The 18,983-nt window shown below is 71.2% G+C and carries 23 protein-coding genes and 1 tRNA gene; 16 read left to right on the plus strand and 8 right to left on the minus strand.

Features of this window, described 5'->3' with window-relative positions; translation table 11 throughout:
• Positions 1 to 46: 46 nt before the first annotated feature.
• The 7 genes from SPF06_RS17050 (at position 47) to SPF06_RS17085 (ending at position 5,076) form a co-directional block, all read left to right on the plus strand.
• Entirely contained in the window at positions 47 to 1,351 is a 1,305-nt protein-coding gene (locus SPF06_RS17050) for a glycosyltransferase (protein ID WP_323280331.1), read from the plus strand.
• Positions 1,348 to 1,917 carry an SIS domain-containing protein gene (locus SPF06_RS17055; RefSeq protein WP_323280332.1) on the plus strand — a complete coding sequence of 190 codons (570 nt, stop codon included), beginning with the start codon at positions 1,348 to 1,350 and terminating at the stop codon, positions 1,915 to 1,917. The genes SPF06_RS17050 and SPF06_RS17055 overlap by 4 nt, the downstream gene beginning before the upstream one ends.
• Positions 1,918 to 2,067: 150 nt before the next feature.
• Complete coding sequence (locus SPF06_RS17065; RefSeq protein ID WP_323280382.1) at positions 2,068 to 2,361, plus strand: hypothetical protein; 294 nt, start codon at positions 2,068 to 2,070, stop codon at positions 2,359 to 2,361.
• 73 nt (positions 2,362 to 2,434) lie between these two features.
• Positions 2,435 to 2,698, plus strand: coding sequence for a hypothetical protein (locus SPF06_RS17070; protein ID WP_323280383.1), 264 nt, complete (start codon positions 2,435 to 2,437; stop codon positions 2,696 to 2,698).
• Positions 2,699 to 2,734: 36 nt separating this feature from the next.
• Positions 2,735 to 3,004 (plus strand): Rho termination factor N-terminal domain-containing protein, encoded by a 270-nt coding sequence (locus SPF06_RS17075; RefSeq protein WP_323280333.1) that lies wholly within the window; start codon positions 2,735 to 2,737, stop codon positions 3,002 to 3,004.
• Positions 2,985 to 3,602 (plus strand): DUF6328 family protein, encoded by a 618-nt coding sequence (locus SPF06_RS17080; RefSeq protein ID WP_323280334.1) that lies wholly within the window; start codon positions 2,985 to 2,987, stop codon positions 3,600 to 3,602. The genes SPF06_RS17075 and SPF06_RS17080 overlap by 20 nt, the downstream gene beginning before the upstream one ends.
• Positions 3,595 to 5,076: an aminotransferase class I/II-fold pyridoxal phosphate-dependent enzyme gene (locus SPF06_RS17085; RefSeq protein ID WP_323280335.1), complete on the plus strand. Its 1,482-nt coding sequence runs from the start codon at positions 3,595 to 3,597 to the stop codon at positions 5,074 to 5,076. Before SPF06_RS17080 ends, SPF06_RS17085 begins: the two co-directional genes overlap by 8 nt.
• 31 nt (positions 5,077 to 5,107) lie before the next feature.
• Here the strand turns inward: SPF06_RS17085 and SPF06_RS17090 are convergent, their stop codons facing one another.
• Both SPF06_RS17090 and SPF06_RS17095 read right to left on the minus strand, forming a co-directional pair.
• Entirely contained in the window at positions 5,108 to 6,022 is a 915-nt protein-coding gene (locus SPF06_RS17090; protein WP_323280336.1) for a cation diffusion facilitator family transporter, read from the minus strand.
• Positions 6,019 to 6,345, minus strand: coding sequence for an ArsR/SmtB family transcription factor (locus SPF06_RS17095; protein ID WP_323280337.1), 327 nt, complete (start codon positions 6,343 to 6,345; stop codon positions 6,019 to 6,021). The genes SPF06_RS17090 and SPF06_RS17095 overlap by 4 nt, the downstream gene beginning before the upstream one ends.
• Positions 6,346 to 6,457: 112 nt before the next feature.
• On the opposite strand from SPF06_RS17095, the gene SPF06_RS17100 reads away from it, so the two are divergent.
• Complete coding sequence (locus SPF06_RS17100; protein ID WP_323280338.1) at positions 6,458 to 7,150, plus strand: ANTAR domain-containing protein; 693 nt, start codon at positions 6,458 to 6,460, stop codon at positions 7,148 to 7,150.
• Positions 7,150 to 8,466 (plus strand): Nramp family divalent metal transporter, encoded by a 1,317-nt coding sequence (locus SPF06_RS17105; protein ID WP_323280339.1) that lies wholly within the window; start codon positions 7,150 to 7,152, stop codon positions 8,464 to 8,466. The genes SPF06_RS17100 and SPF06_RS17105 overlap by 1 nt, the downstream gene beginning before the upstream one ends.
• A 9-nt stretch (positions 8,467 to 8,475) precedes the next feature.
• Here the strand turns inward: SPF06_RS17105 and SPF06_RS17110 are convergent, their stop codons facing one another.
• Together SPF06_RS17110 and SPF06_RS17115 are read right to left on the minus strand one after the other, a co-directional pair.
• The gene (locus SPF06_RS17110; protein WP_323280340.1) at positions 8,476 to 8,667 is read right to left on the minus strand and encodes a hypothetical protein; all 192 of its coding nucleotides are present in this window, start codon (positions 8,665 to 8,667) and stop codon (positions 8,476 to 8,478) included.
• Between the two features lie 8 nt (positions 8,668 to 8,675).
• Positions 8,676 to 9,380 carry a TetR/AcrR family transcriptional regulator gene (locus tag SPF06_RS17115; RefSeq protein WP_323280341.1) on the minus strand — a complete coding sequence of 235 codons (705 nt, stop codon included), beginning with the start codon at positions 9,378 to 9,380 and terminating at the stop codon, positions 8,676 to 8,678.
• Positions 9,381 to 9,512: 132 nt separating this feature from the next.
• Here SPF06_RS17115 and SPF06_RS17120 point away from each other — a divergent pair, with 132 nt between their 5' ends.
• Together SPF06_RS17120 and SPF06_RS17125 are read left to right on the plus strand one after the other, a co-directional pair.
• Positions 9,513 to 10,445, plus strand: coding sequence for an NAD-dependent epimerase/dehydratase family protein (locus SPF06_RS17120; RefSeq protein ID WP_323280342.1), 933 nt, complete (start codon positions 9,513 to 9,515; stop codon positions 10,443 to 10,445).
• 172 nt (positions 10,446 to 10,617) lie between these two features.
• A complete protein-coding gene (locus tag SPF06_RS17125; RefSeq protein WP_323280343.1) occupies positions 10,618 to 10,974 on the plus strand; it encodes an SPW repeat protein in 357 nt (118 codons plus the stop codon).
• A gap of 127 nt (positions 10,975 to 11,101) precedes the next feature.
• Here SPF06_RS17125 and SPF06_RS17130 read toward each other — a convergent pair whose 3' ends face one another.
• Positions 11,102 to 11,980, minus strand: coding sequence for an SMP-30/gluconolactonase/LRE family protein (locus SPF06_RS17130; RefSeq protein ID WP_323280344.1), 879 nt, complete (start codon positions 11,978 to 11,980; stop codon positions 11,102 to 11,104).
• Positions 11,981 to 12,135: 155 nt separating this feature from the next.
• Positions 12,136 to 12,426, minus strand: a complete 291-nt coding sequence (locus tag SPF06_RS17135; RefSeq protein WP_323280345.1) for a hypothetical protein — start codon at positions 12,424 to 12,426, stop codon at positions 12,136 to 12,138.
• Between SPF06_RS17135 and SPF06_RS17140 the strand changes: the two genes are divergently transcribed.
• From SPF06_RS17140 to SPF06_RS17155, 4 genes are all read left to right on the plus strand, one after another.
• Positions 12,400 to 13,668 (plus strand): HNH endonuclease, encoded by a 1,269-nt coding sequence (locus SPF06_RS17140; protein WP_323280346.1) that lies wholly within the window; start codon positions 12,400 to 12,402, stop codon positions 13,666 to 13,668. The genes SPF06_RS17135 and SPF06_RS17140 overlap by 27 nt on opposite strands.
• 84 nt (positions 13,669 to 13,752) lie before the next feature.
• Positions 13,753 to 14,715 carry a hypothetical protein gene (locus SPF06_RS17145; protein ID WP_323280347.1) on the plus strand — a complete coding sequence of 321 codons (963 nt, stop codon included), beginning with the start codon at positions 13,753 to 13,755 and terminating at the stop codon, positions 14,713 to 14,715.
• Between the two features lie 89 nt (positions 14,716 to 14,804).
• On the plus strand, positions 14,805 to 15,296 hold the full coding sequence (locus SPF06_RS17150) for a DUF2087 domain-containing protein (protein ID WP_323280348.1): 492 nt from the start codon (positions 14,805 to 14,807) through the stop codon (positions 15,294 to 15,296).
• Positions 15,297 to 15,345: 49 nt separating this feature from the next.
• Positions 15,346 to 17,508 carry an elongation factor G-like protein EF-G2 gene (locus SPF06_RS17155; protein ID WP_323280349.1) on the plus strand — a complete coding sequence of 721 codons (2,163 nt, stop codon included), beginning with the start codon at positions 15,346 to 15,348 and terminating at the stop codon, positions 17,506 to 17,508.
• Positions 17,509 to 17,568: 60 nt separating this feature from the next.
• On the opposite strand, the gene SPF06_RS17160 is transcribed toward SPF06_RS17155, so the two are convergent.
• Positions 17,569 to 17,641 (minus strand) — tRNA-Thr (locus SPF06_RS17160).
• 76 nt (positions 17,642 to 17,717) lie between these two features.
• Positions 17,718 to 17,984 (minus strand): hypothetical protein, encoded by a 267-nt coding sequence (locus tag SPF06_RS17165; protein WP_323280350.1) that lies wholly within the window; start codon positions 17,982 to 17,984, stop codon positions 17,718 to 17,720.
• Between the two features lie 249 nt (positions 17,985 to 18,233).
• Between SPF06_RS17165 and SPF06_RS17170 the strand changes: the two genes are divergently transcribed.
• Complete coding sequence (locus SPF06_RS17170; protein WP_323280351.1) at positions 18,234 to 18,956, plus strand: HAD family hydrolase; 723 nt, start codon at positions 18,234 to 18,236, stop codon at positions 18,954 to 18,956.
• The last annotated feature ends 27 nt before the right edge of the window (positions 18,957 to 18,983 follow it).

An 18,983-nucleotide genomic window follows, 5' to 3' on the forward strand; every position in this document is an offset into this window, starting at 1 on the left:
GCGGCGCCCGACGGCGACAGGTTGCGAACCGAGGAGGCATCCAGCCATGAGGATTTCCCTAGTCTCTGAACACGCGAGTCCGCTCGCGCTGCTCGACGGCCAGAACGTGGCCGGCCAGGACGCGGGCGGACAGAACGTCTATGTCGCAGAGCTCTCGGCCGCCCTCGTGCGGCGCGGACACGCGGTGACCGTCTTCACGCGGCGCGACAGCGACCGGCTCCACTGGGAGCAGGAGCTGCCCAACGGCGTGAGGCTCGTCAACGTCGACGCGGGCCCCCCGCAGCCCATCCCGAAAGGCCAGCTCCTGCCGTACATCCCGCGCTTCGCCGAGCAGCTCGTCGAGTATTGGTGCGAGGAGCCGCCCCACGTGGTGCATGGCCACTTCTGGATGTCCGGCATCGCGAGCATCGAGGCCGTCGGGCGACTTCAGAAGCGGGCGCTCCCGCCGCCCGCGGTCGCCGAGACGTTCCATGCGCTTGGCGTCGTCAAGCGGCGGCACCATGGTGCCGACCATACGAGCCCGCCGGAGCGCGAGTTCCTTGAGCCGTGGGTCGCGCGCAGCGTCGATCGTGTCGTCGCGATGAGCCCTGCCGAGGCTTTCGAGCTCCGCGGATTCGGTGTGAGCCGGCGGCGCATCTCGATCGCGCCGTGCGGCGTCGATGTCGACGTCTTCACGCCCGACGGCCCCTCTCGGCCCCGCGGGCAGCGCGTGCGGCTCGCCGTCGTCGGCCGTCTCGTGCCGCGCAAGGGGATTGAGACGGCCGTCTCGGCCCTCTCGCTTCTCGCCGCCATGGGGCAGCGTGACCTCGAGCTGCTCGTCGTCGGCGGCTCGCAGCCCAAGGAGAGCATCGCGGCGGATCCCGAGGCCCGGCGGCTCCGCGACCTCGCCGATTCACTCGGCGTCGGCCCGCAGGTCATCTTCACGGGCCGTGTGCCGCGCGGCGAGATGCCCGAGGTCCTGCGGAGCGTCGACGTCGTCGTGTGCCCGCCGTGGTACGAGCCCTTCGGCATCGTGCCGCTCGAGGCCATGGCGTGCAGCGTTCCCGTGATCGCCTCGGCCGTCGGCGGGCTCACCGAGACGGTCATCGACGGCGTGACCGGCATCCACGTCCAGCCGCGAGACCCGATAGCCCTCGCGGACGCGATCGGGCTTCTCGCGCGCAGCCCCCAGCTCAGGCTCAGGCTCGGCGCCGCGGGCACCGACCGCGTGCGCACGCGGTACACGTGGGATTGCGTCGCGGCAGATACCGAGCGGATCTACCGCGCGATGCGCGACCACTGGGAACAGCCCGAGGCGGACGTCGCGTCGTCGCGAAGCCGCCTCCGCCGAGTCGAGGAGGGATCGCGATGAAGGCGTCGCGCCCTTTCCGCGAGCGGGCGGCGACCCGATCGCACGAACCCGCCGGCGCATTCGGCGCCTCCCGCTCCGCCGTCCCGCCCGCCCTCGCCGGTGCCCACATGGTCCCGGACGAGGAGCTCGCGAAGGAGATCGAGGCCAACGTGGGCGAGGCCGAGGAGTCCCTCCATTCGCTCCGGCGCCAGTCGTACGTCATCGCGGGCTGGGCGCGCGAGCTCGCGCGGCGGCTCGCGTCGGGGTCGCGGCTCCTCGTTGCCGGCAACGGGGCCCCAGGCGCTGAGGCCCAGGTCCGGGCGCGTGCGCGCCACGGCGACGTCGTCCTGCTGCTCTCCACGAACGGCCGCAGCCCGCGCCTCGTCGCGGCCGCGCGGACCGCGCACGAGCTCGGCGCACGCACGTGGGCCTTCACGGGCCCCACGCCGAACCCCCTCGCGGCGGCCGTCGACGAAGTCGTGGCCCTCGAGGGCCGGAATTGCCACGTCGAGGAGGCCCAGCTCGTGGGGCTCCACGCCCTGCGCGAGTGCTTCGAGGACTGCGTCGCGGAGCGCGAGGAGAGGTGACGTGAAGCTCGCGGTGGTCGGGGACACGCTCCTCGACATCGATCTGACGGGCCACGCGGCGCGGCTCAGCCCCGACGCCCCGGTGCCGATCGTCGACGTCGCCCAGCGGGTCGAGCGTCCCGGCGGCGCGGGGCTCGTCGCCGCGCTCGTGTGCGGCCCGGGCGGGCGCGCGCACACGTCGCCGTCCCGTCTGCCGGGCTGCGCATCGCCGATCCCCTCGGCGCGGGGGACCCGTTCGCCTCGGCGCTCGCGGCCGGCCTCGCCCGGGGCGAGTCGCTCGGCTCGGCCGCCGAGGCCGCCGTCGCGGTGTCCACGGCGTTCCTCGCGGCGGGCGGCGTGTCCGCCCTCGCGACGAGCGCGCGCGGCCACGCGGAAATCGCCGCGCCGGCCTTCGCAGTATCCTTCGCCGAATCCGCCGCCGATTCCGCCGCCGAATCCGTGTAGGAGCGGCGACAGCGGGAAAGAGAAGAACAGCCCACCCAGCCCAGCAGGGCCGAGGTGGGTGAGAAGGAGGACCATGTCCGAGCTCATGACGCGACCCCACACCCGGGTGGCGACCCTCCCGCCCGAAGAGCGGCCCGAGCCGTCCCCGGACCCGATCCCGGGGTTTCCGCCGCGCGAGCCCGACCCGAATCGCGGGCCGGACACTCCGCCGCGGGACCCGGACCCCGACAAGGAGTACCCGGACCCGGCGATCCCGCCCGATCCGTGGGGCCCCGAACCGGTCGTCCCGCCGCTCGGCGCCGCCGGCCCGAACGCCGCGGGCGCCCGAGCGCGCTGACCGAAAGCTCACATTCCGAGACCAAGGAGACACGACATGCCTGGCAGGAAGACCCCGCCGAGCTTCAAGAACCCCGAGATGTACGAGGACCTCCGCGAGGAGGGTGCGTCGAAGGAGAAAGCCGCGAGGATCTCCAACGCGGCTGCGAAGGAGGGACGCAGCACAGTCGGCCGCCGCGGGGGACGCGCGGAGGACTACGAGGAGAGGACCGTCGACGAGCTGAAACACCGGGCCAAGGAACTGGGGATCAAGGGCTATTCGTCCCTCCGCAAGTCCGAGCTCATCGATGCCCTCCGGAACCACTGACCGCCCGTCCGTCAGCGGCGGCCGCGGCACGCGCTACGTGCTCTACCACCGCCGCGAGACGTACGCCGAGAAGCTCGACCGGAACTGGGGCGAGATCCTCCAGGAGCTCCGCATCCTCCAGACCGGCCTCCAGCTCATCGCGGGCTTCCTCCTCACGCTCCCGTTCCAATCCCGCTTCTCGTCGCTCGACGAGTACCAGAGGTGGCTGTACCTCGGCACGGTCCTGACGGCCGCCGTAGCGCTCGCGGTCGTCCTCATGCCGCTCAGCGTGCACCGCTGGCTCTTCCGCCGCCAGGTGAAGAACCGGCTCGTCGCGAGCGGGGCGTGGGCGGCCAAGACGGGCCTCGGCCTCGCGGCCGCCCTCCTCGTGGGGACGGCGTCGCTCATCTTCGACGTCGTCGTCGGCCGCTGGCAGTCATGGGTCGTCGCGGGCGCCCTCGCGGCGCTGTGCGCGATCATGTTCCTCGCCGTTCCCGCCGTCGTCTCCCACACGCCGGAGCCGGCTCTTCTGCCCGAGCCCGAGGCGATCCGCCGGGGCCCGGACCAGCCGGGGGACGGCATCGTCATCGAGGCGGGAATGGGCCCCGAGGATGACTGATCAGCGCGATGCCCCGCTCCTCGAGGCCCTCGACGAGTACCGGAAGGCGGACCGCTACGGCTTCACGCCTCCCGGGCACCGCAGCGGGCGCGGGGTCGACGACCGGACGCTCAGCATCATCGGCGCCGCGGCGTTCCGCTCCGACCTTCTCGTCACGGGCGGCCTCGACGACCGCAAGTCGTCGCGCGGGGTGCTGCGCCGCGCCGAGGACCTCATGGCGGAGGCAGTCGGTGCCGAGCGGGCGTTCTTCTCGACGTGCGGGAGCTCACTGTCCGTCAAGGCCGCGATGCTCGCGGTCGCGGGCGGCAAGGGGCAGATCCTCGTCGCGCGGGACGCGCACAAGTCGGTCGTCGCGGGGCTCGTGTTCGCGGGGCTCATGCCGCGCTGGATCCCGCCCACGTGGGATCGCGAGCGGCACCTCGCCCACCCGCCGTCGGCCACTGCGGTCGCGGAGGGCTTCGCGCGCTATCCGCGGGCCGCCGGGTGCCTCATCGTGAGCCCGACCCCGTACGGGACGTGCGCGGATATCGCGGGCATCGCCGCGGTGTGCCACCGCGCGGGCCGGCCCCTCATCGTCGACGAGGCGTGGGGCGCACACTTCCCGTTCCACCGGGATCTGCCCGAATGGGCGATGTCCGCCGGGGCGGACCTGTGCGTCGTGAGCGTCCACAAGATGGGCGCGGGCTTCGAGCAGGGATCGGTCTTCCACCTCCAGGGCGATCTCGTGGACACCCACAAGTTCGCCGCGTGCACCGACCTCCTCGGGACCACGAGCCCCAATGCGCTCATCCTCGCCGCGATCGACGGATGGCGCCGGAACATGGTCCAGGACGGCGAGCGAGTGCTCGGCGAGGCACTCCGCCTCGCGGGCGCGGTGCGCCGCGAGATCGACGCGCTTCCGGGCGTGCATGTGCTCGACGACGAGCTCGTCGCGGGCGGCAGCGCGCACGGTCTCGACCGGCTCCAGATCCTCGCCGACATCGCCGAGCTCGGGGTGAGCGGGTACGACGCCGGGGATTGGCTCCGCGCGCACGAGGGCATCGACTTGGGCCTCTTCGACCACGACCATCTCCTCGCCTCGCTCTCGCTCGCCGACGATCGCACGACGACGGGGCGTCTCCTCGCGTCGCTGTCCCGCCTTGTCGCGGCCGCGCCCGAGCTCCCGCGGCCGCGCCCGATCGAGTTCCCCGACCCTGCCGAGCTCGTGCTTGAACCCGCGATGCCGCCGCGCGAGGCGTTCTTCGCGGACGCCGAGCTCGTCGACGCCGACGACGCCGTGGGCCGCATCGCGGCCGAGCAGCTCACGCCCTATCCGCCCGGCATCCCGGTGGTCGTGCCGGGCGAGAACATCACCAAGCCCGTCGTCGCGTATCTGCGGAGCGGGGTCGACGCGGGAATGGTCGTGCCCGATGCGACGGACGGCTCGCTCGAGCGGATCCGCGTCGTCGCCCACACGCGGCTGCCGTTCGCGTGACCCGCAGCCCCTCGGCCGGGGCCAGGTGCCCTCAGTGGTGGAGGTGCTCCTGGTCGCGATGGGCAGCTGATTCGAGCTGGAAGGTCGAGTGCTCGACCGGCACGTCGAAGTGTTCGGCCACGCATTCCTGCAGCTGCGCGAGGATCTCCTGGGAGTGCCCGTCGGAGAGGCACTCGTCCTTGAGCGTCACGTGGCCTGTGATGACGGGGGTGCCCGTGCCGATGAGCGTCGCGTGCAGGTCGTGGACGTCGAGCACGTGGGGCAGGGCGAGCATGTGCTCGCGCACGGTGCGCAGATCGAGGCCCTTCGGCGTCGCGGCGAGGAGGACGTCCGTCGTCTCCTTGAGCAGGCGCAGGGTCCGCGGAATGATGAGGACACCGATGAGCAGCGAGACGAGCGCGTCGGCACGCGTCCAGCCGGTCACGGCGATGACGACGGCGGCGATGATCACCGCGGAGGAGCCCAGGGCGTCGTTGAGCACCTCGAGGAACGCGGCCCTCAGGTTGAAGCTCGCGTGCCGTCCGGCGGCGAGGACGAGGAGGGCGATGGCGTTGCCGGCCAGGCCGATGACGCCGAACCAGAGCATCGCACCCGAGCCCACGGCGGGCGGCTCGATGAGGCGTCGGACCGCCTCGACGAGGATGAACGCGCCGACGACGAGCAGGAGCCCGGCTTGGAGCGCGGCTGCGAGGACTTCCGCCCTCTTGTACCCCCATGTCCGCTCGGGCGTGGCCGGGCGGAGCGCCAACGAGGCCGCAATGAGCGCGATGACGAGGCCCGAGGCGTCGGTGAACATGTGCCCCGCGTCGGCGAGCAGGGCGAGCGAGCCGGAGAGGGCCGCGCCGACGACCTCGGCCGCGAGGATCGCCACCGTCACACCGAGCGCGGCGATGAGGCGCTTCCGGTCCAGCGTCGCGTCGGCATGGGAATGGTTGTGGCCGCTCATGGCGCATACTCCGCGACGTCGCACGAGCCGACCGGCTCGACCGTGAGGATCGCACTCAGAAGGTCCTCGAGCGCGTGGGCGAGTCTGGCGTCGGAGAGCTCGTAGCGCACGCGGCGGCCCTCGGGCTCGGCGACCACGAGCCCGCAGTCGCGCAGGCACGCGAGATGATTGGAGAGCACCTGGCGGCTCACGCCGATGAGCTCGGCGAGCTCTCCCGAGTACGCGGGGCCGTCTTTCAGGCGCATGAGGACCGATGCCCGCGTCTGGTCCGCGAGGGCCTTCCCGAAGCGGGCCAGCACGGCGGGAGCGGTCAGGGTCTTCACCCTTCAATGATACAGGGATGCGTGTAACAATTCCGGGATCCTGCTTAGCCCGCTGCGCCGCGGGTACTCCGTAGTCATGCACGAGTCAACGCGCCTCACGAAACATGTGTCGGTGGCTCCTCGCGTGGGGGAGAGCGCCGCGGAAGGGTCGCGGCTGTACCGGCTCCTCCTCGAGCGGCGGACCCTCCAGGGGGTCATGGACGGTTTGGCCATATGGGCGGGCGGGATCCTTTCCGAGCACAGGATCGCGTGCGGGATCGTCCTCGAGCGGCCGAGGCGGCCGACGCTCGTCTCCGCAAGCGATCGCGCGACCGATCGGCTCATCGCCTCGTGGCTCGCGCGGGCCGGCGGGAGCCCCCTCGAGGCGGTGCTCGGGGACGCGATCTCGCTCATCGCCGCTGCGGGCACCCCACCCGAACGGGCCCTCGTGGCCCTGCCGATCCGGCTCGAGGACGGCGCGGCCGCCGCGCTCGTGCTGCGTGGCTGCTCCGCGGGACCCCAAGAGCACAAGCTGCTCGGCGCCGTCGGCCATTGCCGGCGCGACGTCGCGTGGGTGCTCCGCCTCGCCGCGCGCTACGCGCGCCAGTGCGATCTCGCGGACCAGCGTGCCGCGGCGATGGAGAACCGCACCGCGATCGACATTGCGATCGGCGTCATCATGGGGCAGAACCGATGCGCGCCCGAGGATGCATTCGAGATCCTCAAGCGGGCCTCCAACGCGCGCAACGACAAGCTCCGCCACGTCGCGCAGGGCGTCGTGGCCGGGGTGACCGCGTCCGAGATCCGCACGAAGTTCGACGAGTGATGGCGAGCCAGAAGGCGCGGACCGACGTCGACGCGCCGTGGTGGAAGCGAGCCGTCACGGCCCTCGGCCCCGGCCTCGTGACGGGGGCGTCCGACGACGATCCCTCCGGCATCGCGACCTACGCCCAGGCGGGCGCAGTCTACGGCTATTCGTCGCTCTGGACGGCGCTCGTCTCCCTGCCGATGATGATCGTCATCCAGGAGATGTGCGACCGGACGGCCACGGCGACCGGGGACAGCCTCGGCGCCCTCGTCCGGCGCCGCTTCCAGCGCACGGGCCGCATCGTCGTCGGCATCCTGCTCGTGCTCCTCATGCTCGCGAACACGGTCAATGTCGCCGCGGACCTCATGGCCGTCGGGCAGGGCATGCAGCTGCTCGGTGCGGGCCCCGCCCAGCTCTGGAGCCCGATCGCGGGAATCGGCCTCGCGGTGCTCCTCGTGACGGGCTCGTACCGCCTCGTCGCGCGCGTGTTCACCGGCCTGTGCTTCGCGCTCTTCGCGTACGTCGTCGTGATGTTCTTCGCGGGCGTCGACTGGGGGCAGGTCGTCCAGGGGCTCGGCTTCCTCCAGCTGCGCCCCGATCTCGCGTATTGGGGGCTCATCGCGGCGGTCTTCGGCACGTCCATCTCGCCGTATCTCTTCTTCTGGGAGAGCGGGCAGCGCATCGAGGAGCTGCGCGAGTCGCCCGAGGGCGGGGACGATGCCCCTGCGGATCCCGAGATCCCGCCCCATCAGGCCCAGCGGCGGCGCGAGCAGCAGCGCATCGACGTCGTCGTCGGCATGACCCTGTCCGTGCTCGTGATGTTCGCGGTCATCGTGGCCACGGGCGCCACGATCGGCCGGCAGGGCCAGGAGATCCATTCGGCGGCCGAGGCGGCCCAGGCGCTCTCGCCCCTCGCGGGGCCCTTGGCCGGCCTCGTCTTCGCCCTGGGATTCATCGGCACGGGGCTCCTCGCGGTCCCGGTGCTCGCATCGTCGGCCTGTATCGGCCTGAGCGCCCTCCTGCACAAGGAATGGGGCTTCGACCGCAGTCCGCGCAAGGCCCCCGTCTTCTACTCGCTTCTCCTGCTCGGAACCGTCGCCGGGACGGTGCTCGCCGTCGTCTTCCCGGACCCGATCGGGCTCCTCGTCTTCAGCGCGATGCTCAACGCGGTCGCGGCCGCGCCGTTCCTTATCACGGTCCTCATCATCGCGGGGAGCCGACGGATCATGGGCCCGCGGCGCAACCGGCCGCTCTCGGCGATCGTCGGATGGGCGACGGCGGTGGTCATGGTGTGCGCGGGGGTCGCCGCGATCTGGTCGCAGCTCGCGGGATAGGGCGCGCGGTCACGCGATCTTCGTGATGCGCAGGGATACGGCGCACGTGTCGTCGACGTCGAGCTGGGGGTTGGAGCAGTGCGCCGCGTGAAAGCCATCGGCGATCTCGTCGGGGGAGAGCGCGAGGAATGCCTCGACCGCCGCATCGGCGACGGCGATCGCGACGGGCGCGCTCTCGCCGGGATAGTGCCGAGTCCTCAAGCCGTCGGTCAGCCGAGGCCGGCGAGGTCCGCGAGGAGGTCGAGGCTCCGGCGGAAGAGCTGCTCGGGGTCCGTGAAGGTGTCTGGCCCGTACTGGCCGAATACCTCGAACGTCACGGCTCCGAAGAGCGAGGTCCAGACGAGGACGCCGGTCGCGATGGCCTCGCCGCTGACGGCGAGGCCTCCCTCGCCGCGGATCCGGGCGAGGTCCTCGGCGAGCTTGCCGCTCACGGGCCGCCCGCCGTCGTTCGGCCGGAACCCCGCGCGCCATGCGGCGTCGAGGATCCCGACGAGCCGCACGACGACGCGGGTTCCCGGCTGCGTTGTGCGCTCGGCCGGCGCGGCGTACCCCGGGACGGGGGTTCCGAAGATGAGGCCGTAGCGCGCAGGCTCGCGGAGGGCCCATTCGCGCACGGCGAGCCCGAGGGCCGCGAGCTGCGCGCGGAAGTCCGAGGGGTCCGAGTGCGCAGCGGCGTCGACGGCTGCGTCGACGGCGTCGCCCAGATCTTCGTAGGCGTCGATGACGAGCAGGGTGAGGAGTTCGTCGCGGCTCGCGACGTAGCGGTAGACGGCGGAGGAGACGACGCCGAGCTCGCGCGCGATCGCGCGGAGGCTCAGGGCCGCCGCGCCGTCCGTCGCGAGGTGCTCGCGCCCGAGCCGCAGAATGTCCGCCATCGTCTGCGCTCGGGCCTTCGCGCGGGGGGAAACAGGCATGCGCTTCACTCTGCCATCCATCGGGGCCGCGGGTCCAGATCGACGCTCTCTTTTGTGAGCACTGCTCTTGACTTCTTCTCGGCTGTCCCATCACACTGAGAGAGCAGTGCTCACTCAACTGGAGGAAGTCCGATGTCCTACGTTGTGATCGGTGCGGGCCCTGTCGGCTCGACCATCGCCCAGCAGCTCGCCGGCGAAGGCGAACGCGTCGCCGTGCTCACGCGCTCGGGCGGCGGCCCCGGGCACCCCCTCATCGAGCGCCGTGCGGTCGACGCGAACGACGGCGCACGGCTCGCCGAGGCGTTCGACGGCGCCGCGGCCGTGTTCTACGCGGTCAACGCCCCCTACTCCGCGAAGGTCTGGGCCGAGGAACTCCCTCGCGCCCAGCGCTCGGTGCTCGACGCGGTTTGGTCCACCCGAGGCGCCGACGCCGTCGTCGTCTTCGCCGAGAACCTGTACTCCTATTCGCGCCCCGACGAACCCATGGCCGAAGGCTCGCCGCGCGACGCCGTCGGCGGCAAACGCGGAGTCCGCACCCAGCTCATCCGGGAGCGCGAAGCACACCCGGCCGAAACGGTGAGCGTCGCCGCGGGGGACTTCTTCGGGCCGCTCGTCCTCAACTCGCACGTCGGCGACCGCATGATTCCGCGCATTCTCGCCCGGAAGTCCGTGCAGGTCATGGGGAGCGCAGATCAGCCCCATTCCTTCACGTATGTCCCGGACATGGCCGCGGCGATGATCGCCGCCGCCCGCGATCGCGAGCAGTGGAACCGCATGCTGCACGCGCCCACGCTCCCGCCGCTCACCCAGCGCGAGATGGCCCGCGCGTTCGCGACGGCCGCCGGACTGCCCGAGCCGCGCGTCACCGCCCTGCCCGGATGGCTCGTGCGGCTCGCCGGTATCGGCATTCCCCTCATGCGCTCCGTGGCGGAAATGCTCTACCAGTTCGAGAGGCCCTTCGTCATGGATTCCGCAGACACCCAGAAGCGCCTCGGGATCGAGCCGACGCCCCTGCCCGCCGCCGCCGCGGAAACGGTCGACTGGTGGCGCTCGCGGAGCCTGTGAGCGCCAAAACCGTGTTTCGCTCGTGACTTATGTGCCCTTTACAGCATGCGTTCAACGTCGTGTACTGGAAGAGGCCAGCGGCTTCGGGTGCCGGCGCGAAAGCACCGACTACCACCACTGACCGGCTCCCCCGGGAGGCCGGGGGTGCGGATAGTTGGGAGGGAGTTACCTCATGAAGAAGTGGACGCGCTGGGAAGACTATGTCGCAGGGGTCTGCGGTCTGGTTGCCGCCTTGTCGGTGATCGTGACCATGCCGTCGTCTGCGGCGACGTCTCTCATGATCGTCTTCGGCATCCTGTTGATCGCTTCAGCTGTGCTGAACCTGTCCATGCCGGGCACACCGTGGCTCGAGTATGCTCAGGCTGCTTTCGGCATTCTGCTGTTCGTGTCTCCCTGGATCGGCTCGTACACCGGCAGCGCGGGTGCGGCCTGGACATCCTGGATCGCCGGAATCGTTGCTGCGGGCGTGACCGCGGCCGCGATCAAGCCGGCTATGGACACGCGTCACAAGATGATGCCCTCGCACTGATTGGGAATTCCGTTTCACGGAACGGCCGCGGCGCCGCCGGTGCCGCGGCCGTTCTCTGTGTACGGCGTGTCTCTGTGTACGGCGTGGGGGCGCCGCGCGGCTGTTCTCCTCGCCCGGGCGCCCTGGCTCAGCCGGTGAGCCGAACCGCGTCCGTCGTCGTGGTCCGGACGCGATAGAGGCTTGTGGTCGCCGTGATGTACAGGTCTTGGCCGTCCGGCCCGCCGAAGCACACGTTCGCGACGGTCTCGGGCACGTCGATGTGGGCAAGCAGCTCGGCGGCGGGAGAGAAGACCCGCACCGAGCGCCCCGCGGACGTCCAGATGCGGCCCGCGGCGTCGACCCGGAAGCCATCGGCGGCGTCGCCGTCGTTGAACTCGACGAAGGTTCGGCCGCCGCTGCACTCGCCGCCAAGCACGTCGTAGGCAGCGATCCGAAGCAGAACGCCGCGACTCGGCCCTGCCGTGTCTGCGACGTAGAGCAGTGACTCGTCCGGCGAGAACGCGAGCCCGTTCGGGTGGACCATGTCGGTGACCGCCGCCGTGAGGGTGCGTCTCTCGGGATCGAAGCGGAACACGTAGCATCCGCCGTATTCCTGCTCTGCCTCGTGCCCTTCCTTCGTGCCGGGCAGAATCCCGTACGGAGGGTCGGTGAACCAGATCGTCCCGTCCCGCGCGACCACGACGTCGTTCGGCGAGTTGAGCCGGCGCCCCTCGAACGAGTCGACGAGCGAGGTCACCAAGCCGTCGCGCTCGCGTTCGACCCGTCGGCGTCCGTGGCTGCACTGCACGACGCTTCCGTCGCGGTCGAGAGTCCTCCCGTTGGTGAATTCGACGGCGGTCGCGTACTCGCGGGTCTGACGCGTGGCGGGGTCGAACTCGAGGATGCGGTTGTTCGGGATGTCGCTCCACCGTACGGTCTGAGACGACGGGACCCAGACGGGCCCCTCCGCCCACTCCGTTCCCGTGAAGAGCAGCTCGAGTTCGCCGTTGACCAGATCGCTCTGCATGGGTTCCCTTCCGAAGGCTCGGGTTGCGGTACGGGGCTCAGCGTACGCGGCGCCTATCTCTATTCGAACACCTATTCGATAGAAGGTCAAAGTTGTGCTAGAGTCCTTGGTTATAAGTTCGATGATGGGGGGCATCGATGCGCAGTGATGGTAGTTCACAGGGCATAGCCGCAGCGGATCTTTCCGGTGCCGTCATCCACGAGGCACGGCCAGGCTCGCTCCTCGAAGGATCCCTGTGGCATCCCGATCCGACGGTCCTCTCGGCCGAGCAGGCCCGGCGAGCGCTTCTCGACATCGGGCGGGTCCGATCCTTCCTTGGCGCCCTTGAAGCCCTTGCCGTCGAGCGCATCCGCGTCGGGTTCGAGGAGGAAGCCCGCCGAACCGCCGAGACATGGGCTGGCAAGGAGCGATCTCAGCCGGTGCGGTTCAATGGCGACGTCGCGCATGCGCTCGCCGTGTCGGAGATTGCGGTCGCCGAGTGCATCTCGGAGATGGCGGCCGCCCGCCTGATGCGATCGGCGGAGTCGCTGTGCGGCCCCCAGTTCGCCGTGCTCGAATTGCTCGAAGGCGGTCATCTCTCCGAGGCGCACGCCCGCGTCGTGACAGATGAAACGGCGACGCTCCCCGAAAGCTGCGCCGAGGAATTCGGGATCAAGGCGCTCGGGCGGCTCGAGACCCGCACAGGCCGCAAGCGCACGCCCGCCGAATTCCGCCGCGCCGTTCGGGCCCTCCGCGAGAAGCTGCATCCCGAGTCCTTGCGCTCGCGCAAGGCACGCGCGAAGGCCGAGCGCCATGTCACGTTCCGCCCAGAGCCCGACGGAATGTGCACGCTCAGCGCGTTCCTTCCCGCGGAGGTGGGGCTCGCTGCATTCAACCGGCTCGATTCCCTCGCCCGGGCCCAGCGTGGCGCCGACCCCGATGATGGGCGCACTCTTCCGCAGCTGCGGGCCGACGCGCTGGCCACGCTCGTGCTCACCGAATCCAACGCGGTACCCAGTGGCGTCCCGGTCGCGGTCGGCTCGGAACGTAGCGTCGGCGGCGCCGTCGTCCCCGGCCCCGGCAGCATAAGCGGGGCCACGGACACCGCGACGTCGCCGATCGTGGGCACGCCCCGGGCGACAGCCGAGGTGGTGGTTTACATTTCGGCGGCAGCCCTGCTTGGTGCGAGCGACGAGCACGCGCAGCTTGAAGGCTTTGGGGTCATTGACGCGGACACCGCTCGCGAGCTCGCCGTCGCCGCCCCCACGTGGCAGCGGCTCATCACGGGGATCGACGGTGTACCCCTCGCTCTCGGGCGATCGGTGTATCGGCCACCGAAGGCCCTTCGCCGGTTCATCGAGTACCGCGACGGAACCTGCCAGTTCCCCGCGTGCTCGCGGTCTGCCCGAACCGCGGAAATCGATCACATGGTCGAATGGCAGGACGGCGGCCGCACCGATGCGGACAACCTCCAGGCGCTCTGCACGAAGCATCACGCGCTCAAGAGCCTTGGGCGGTGGACCGCTCAGAGGCTCCCGGCGAGGATCCGGGGCGGATCGGACGACGACGGCGAAGCCCCCGAGAGAGGCGTCTCCGACATCGTCTGGGTCTCGCCGTTGGGAGGCCGCGCCGTCGCGGGTCCGGAGGGCGTCGATCTCATGGAAGCCGACCCCGTGGAGCCCCCGGATTCCGATCCTCCGCCGTTCTAGGCGGCACGGTAGGGGCGTTGAGGCGGCAGGCGCGGCGCTAAGCGGCACGGTGGGCGTCGTGCACGCCCGCCTATGATGTGTCGCATGGATCTGGCTGCCGTCGCGGCGGAACTGTATGGCTTGCCTCTCGCGGAGTTCACGCCCGCGAGAAACGACCAGGCCAAGGCTGCGCGATCGGAAGGAAACCTGCTTCTCGCGAAACAGGTGGCCAAGCTTCCCAAGCCGTCCATGGCCGCGTGGGCCGTGAACATGCTTGCCCGGCATCGCGGAGAGGTTCTCGAGCGTGTGCTCGGCCTCGGCGGGTCCCTCCGCAAGGCCCAGGACGAACGCGATCCCGACGCTCTTCGTCGGCTCGGCCAAGAGCGCCAGAAGATGCTGGCCGAAGCCGTCGCGGAAGCCCGGGCCGTCGCCGGGGAGTTCGGTGCGCCCATCAGCAACGCCGCCGCGACCGACATCGAGCAAACGCTGCGCGCCGCGATGGCCGACCCCGAGGCCGGTCTCGCCCTCGCGAGCCGTCAGCTTGTGCGAGCACTGTCGACCAACGGCTTCGACCCGGTGGATCTTTCGGGAGCCATAGCGGTTCCGGGCGCTGTGGCTGTTCTGGGCGCCGTCGTTCCGGGCGCCGTCGTTCCTGGCGCCGTCGTTCCGGGCGCGGGGGCTTCGCGCGAGGTTGCCCCGGAGGACGCCGAGGAGTCGCCGCGACACGACGAGGCCGAGCGCGCGCGAAGTCTCGAGCGTGAACGTGAACGGGCCCGCGAGCGGGCGCAGGCGGAGGCCGACGACGCCGAGCGCGCCGCCGATCGGGCCGAGGCCGATCTTGCCGAGGCGGAGCGCATTGCGTCCGACGCGCGGTCGCGCCGGGGTGAACTCGCGGCGCGGCTCCGCGACCTCCGTGCCCAGGCTGCCGATCTCGAAGAGAAGCTAGCCGACGTCGAACGGGAGTCCGCCGATGCCGAACGCTCGCGCAAGCTCGCCGCCCGTCTCGCGGACCGGCGTCGCAAGTCGGCCGAGCGGGCGCGCGATCGCGCGGACGATCTCTCGGGCTAGTCGCCCGACTCGGCCAGGGCACGGCGCGCCGTCGTCCGCGGAGCAGCCGCGGGGGTGCATTCCTCCCACGCACGGGGGACAGTGGATCCATGCAGGAGCAGCAGCTGATCCAGTTCTTGGCCGCGATGTCCAACGGCCGGGCCCGGGAGCGCTTCGCCCGGATTGCGCTCGGCCACCACGAGGGCGTTGCGGCCGATCCGGCGGCGGACTCGCTGTTGGGCTCGGCGCGGGTCATCGAGGAGCTTCCCGACGGGCGGGTCCGGGTCGACGAGGCCGGGCTGAGGGCTCTGCTCGATCAAGCCCGCTCGTCGCTTCCGCCGAGGCCCGAGCCCAAGCTCGAGCAGCTCCCGCGGCACGCCGGGCAGCGTGTTGCGGCGCTCCGCGATCTCGCCGAGCGCATCCTCGCGATCGACGAGAGCGTGCGCGAGCCCGAGCTCAACGCGCGCCTGGGCGAGTTCGTCACCGATGTTCCGCGCGTCCGCCGGGCGATGGTCGACGACGGCGTCCTCGCCCGTGAGCGGGACGGCAGCTCCTACTGGCGCTCACCCCTACCCTCGGACGGGTCCCAGGGCACACCATGAGGTGAGGATTTGCGTCCCCGCCCCACGGGCGTTCGATCGGGAGGTGCTCATGTCGGTCAAAGGCACAAACAGCACGTCGAAAGGCCCGGGCCGAGCCGGGGTCGAGCCCAAGCGGGCCGAGTCCTCCGGCGCGCCGACCGCCGTCGACCGGCCCGAACTCGTGCGCAACATCGTGCTCGTCGGCCACTCGGGCGCGGGGAAGACGATGCTGCTCGAAGCCCTCCTCGCCTCGACCGGGATGATTACGCGCATGGGGTCGATCGCGGACGGCACGACCGTCGGGGACGCCGATCCGGTGGCCGTCCACCAGCAGCGGTCGGTCGCGCTCTCGGTGGCCCCCGTCGTCGTCGGCGACGTCAAGGTGAACCTCTTCGACACTCCGGGCTACGCGGATTTCGTCGGCGAGCTGCGCGCGGGGCTCCGCGCGGCGGACGGGGCGCTCTTCGTCGTCTCGGCCGTCGACGGCGTCGACGCGGCGACGACCGCGCTGTGGGGCGAGTGCGAGCGCGTGGGGATGCCGCGCGCCGTCGTCATCAGCCGACTCGACCACCCGCGCGCCGACTATGACGCCGTCCTAGCGGAGTGCCGCGCGGCGTTCGGCGAGTCGGTGCTCCCGCTGTCCGTGCCTGTCCAGGGCGACGGCAGCATTGTCGGGGTGCTCGACCTGCTGTCCGGGGAGGTTTCGGACTACTCCGACGGAACTCTTCAGCCGACGGTCCATCCGGGCAGCGAGGACCAGCTCGAGCGCCTCGCCGTTGCGCGAGGCGAGCTCATGGAGGGCATCATCGCGGAGAGCGAGGACGAGACCCTCATGGACCGGTACCTCGGCTCCGAGGAGATAGAGCTCGACGCGATTGTGAGCGACCTCGAGACCGCCGTCGCGCGCGGAACGTTCTTCCCCGTGCTCGCGACGGCCGCGACCGCGGGCATCGGCGCGGCCGAGGTGCTCGACCTGCTCGTCCGCGGTTTCCCCTCGCCGGCGGAGCACGCTGTGCCGCGCGTGACCGATCTCGACGGGCAGCCGGCCCGCCCCCTGTCGTGCGATCCCGACGGCCCACTCGTCGGCGAGGTCGTGCGCACCACCGTGGATCCGTTCCTCGGGCGCGTGTGCCTCGTCCGGCTCTTCTCGGGGACGCTTACGGAGGATACGCCCGTGCACGTCGGCGGCCACGGCCTCGCGGACCGGGGCCACCCGGACCACGACAGCGACGAGCGCGTCGGCCACCTCTACGCCCCGTTCGGGGCGAGCCTGCGCGCCGTGCCACGGGTCGTCGCGGGGGATATCTGCGCCCTCGCCAAGCTCGCCTCGGCCGAGACGGGCGATACCGTGTCGTCGCGGGACGCGCCGCTCCTCATCAACCCGTGGGACATGCCCGAGCCGCTCATGCCGGTCGCTGTCGAGGCGGCGTCGCATGGGGACGAGGACGCCCTCGCGAAGAGCCTCGCGAAGGTCGCGGCAGGGGATCCGACGCTCCGCGTCGAGCGCAACGCCGAGACGCATCAGCTAGTGCTGTGGTGCATGGGGGAGGCGCATGCGGACGTCGTGCTGGACAGGCTGCGGGACCAGGGCGTCAAGCTTCAGACGGTCGACGTCGTCACTCCGCTCCGCGAGACCTTCGGCGCCCCCGCGTCGGGGCACGGGCGCTACGTCAAGCAGTCGGGCGGGCACGGCCAGTACGCGATCTGCGACATCGAGGTGGAGCCGCTCGAACGCGGTGGGGGGTTCGAGTTCGTGGATCGGATCGTCGGGGGCGTGATCCCGGGGCCGTACGTCCTCTCCGTCGAGAAGGGCGTTCGCTCGCAGATGCAGAAGGGCGTGGCCGCGGGCTTCCCCGTCGTCGACATCCGCGTGACCCTCGTCGGCGGGAAGACGCACAGCGTCGACTCCTCCGACGCCGCGTTCCAAGCCGCCGGCGCCCTGGCCCTGCGCGAGGCCGCCGCCGCGACGAAGATCCAGCTGCTCGAGCCTGTCTCGGCCGTGACCATCAGCGTTCCCGACGATTATGTCGGCTCCGTCATGAGCGACCTCTCCTCGCGGCGCGGGCGGCTCACGGGCACGACGTCGTCCGGCGGCGAGACGACCGAGATCAGCGCCGAGGTGCCGGACGCCGAACTCCTGCGCTACGCCGTCGAACTCCGGGCCCTCACCGCTGGGACGGGGCGCTTCCGGCGCGAATACCTGCGCCACGAGCCCGCCGCCCGCGCGAGCTAGACGCATTGACAAAAAACCCCTCCCGGTCCCGCCGTGAAGCAGGCCCGAGAGGGGTGTCCGAGCCTCCCAGCGGGATCGAACCGCTGACCTTCTCATTACGAGTGAGACGCTCTACCGTCTGAGCTAGGGAGGCAATCCGGCGTGTCCGCCACGGCGAACCACCGAGTGAATACTCTAGTAGAGCACGCCGCTCCGGGTCAAAACGAGGCTCAGGCGAGCTTCGCGAGGTAGTCGATCGTGCACACGACGGCCGCCGAGAAGAGTCGCCACGACCGGTAGTGCGCCGAGTCCACGTAGGCGCTCCCGCCACGGCCACGGAGGCATGCGAGGGTGCTCTCCCTGCCGCCGGGCCGTTGCGGATAGACGACGATGTCCACGGAGCAGATCGTGCCCATCGTGCGCCGGGCGCCGTCCCCCTTCAAGGCGGCGCGCAGCTGCCTGCTGACCTGAAGTCTCTCCAGCGTCGATGTCCCCATCACGACTAGCTCCCGATTGTGTTGCGCTTGGGCGGTGGCCGCCACCCCCAGCGTGGCGGCCACCTAGTGGGGAGAACAAGCACGGCTCGCCGTATGACGCGATTTCGGTCGTTTTTCTTTTCACGGATGCCGAATACGGAGTTCATCCCCCGTACGTGGCGAGTTCAGGGCTGAGTCGTGCGCGGGTGGCATTCTCGGGACTCAGCCGTCGGGATGGCCCGGCGCCCAAGAGAATCGGGGGAACCTGGCGTGACTGCGCAGAACCTGTCGCCCGCCATCGCGAGCGGCATCCGCCTCGCCGTGCTCGACATGAACGGCACGACCGTCGTCGACGGGGGAGCGGCGGAGCGCGCCGTTGCGACGGCGCTCCGCGAGGCCGGGGTTGCGGGCGAGCGGCTCGAGGCGGCGCTTGCGATCTCGCGGCGCAGTGCCGGGCTCGACCGCGCGCAAGTCTTCGAGCGGCTCTTCCCGGACGACGGCGCGGCCGCCCGAGCCGCGTCCCGCGCCTTCGCCACGGAGTACGACAGGATGATCGGCGAAGGCTGCCTCCGGGCCGTCCCGGGTGCCGAGGCGACGGTCCACGCGCTGCGCGAGCACGGCGTGCTCGTGGCGCTCGCGACCGGGTTCGGCCGTCACACCCAGAACAGCGTCCTCGAGGCCCTCGGGTGGATGGGCCTCGCGGACCTCTCGCTGTGCCCCGAGGATGCGGGCCGCGGCCGGCCGTTCCCCGACATGGTTCTCACGGCTGTCCTTGCCCTCGACATCGAGGATGTCAGGACGGTCCTTGTGGCGGGGGATACCGCCGCGGACATCACGTCCGGCCTCCGGGCGGGCGCGGGCGCGGCCGTCGGCGTCCTCACGGGCGCCCAGGGCGCAGGCGACCTCCGCGCCGCGGGCGCGACCGCCGTCGTCCGCTCGGTCGCGGACCTCCCAGCGCTCCTGTGGGGCCGCGGCGCCATCGCTGCGGGGTAGGCCCGCCGGGTTAGCCCCAGCGGTTAG

The sequence above is a fragment of the Sinomonas terricola genome (genome assembly GCF_034931225.1).
Taxonomy (GTDB): domain Bacteria; phylum Actinomycetota; class Actinomycetes; order Actinomycetales; family Micrococcaceae; genus Sinomonas; species Sinomonas terricola.